The organism is Mycobacterium sp. SMC-4 (genome assembly GCF_050205565.1).
GTDB lineage: Bacteria > Actinomycetota > Actinomycetes > Mycobacteriales > Mycobacteriaceae > Mycobacterium.
In genome coordinates this window covers 1-535 of sequence record NZ_JBNMQU010000031.1, presented here as the reverse complement: position 1 = coordinate 535, position 535 = coordinate 1, and the positions used below count along the sequence as shown (strand labels likewise).

Annotated in this window: 1 pseudogene; it reads left to right on the top strand. The window is 61.7% G+C overall.

The features are described from left to right. Positions 1-40: 40 nt before the first annotated feature. Positions 41-535, top strand: a pseudogene (locus ACQI46_RS25610) (hypothetical protein); the annotation flags it as partial.

Sequence of the window (535 nt, the reverse complement as noted above, 5' to 3'; positions counted from 1 at the left end):
GATCACCGATCTGGATTCTGATCAGCTCTCCGGTGCCACGGTGCGCATCAGCACGGGCGCCAAGACCGGTGACGTTCTTGGTTTTACCGCGATCGAGGGCAATCCGATCACTGCGTCGTGGGATGCCAACACGATGACATTGACCTTGAGTGGTGTTGCGACTATCGCCCAGTATGAGGCTGCGTTGAAGGCGGTCACGTTCAGCACGACTGAGGGTGGTCTGCCGCGTGGGTTGAGCGTGTCGGTGACTGATGAGGCCGAGGTCGCCTCCATCGTCTCGGGTGCGGCGTTGGTGACCGTGATCGGACTACCGCCCGCGGTTGTCACCATCGGTGCGCCGCTGTTCAAGCTGGGTGGATCTCCGGTGCGGGTGATCACCTCGGCCACGATCACCGACCTGGACTCCGATCAACTCTCCGGCGCGACGGTGCGCATCAGCACGGGCGCCAAGACCGGTGACGTTCTTGGTTTTACCGCGATCGAGGGCAATCCGATCACCGCGTCGTGGGATGCCAACACCATGACATTGACCTTG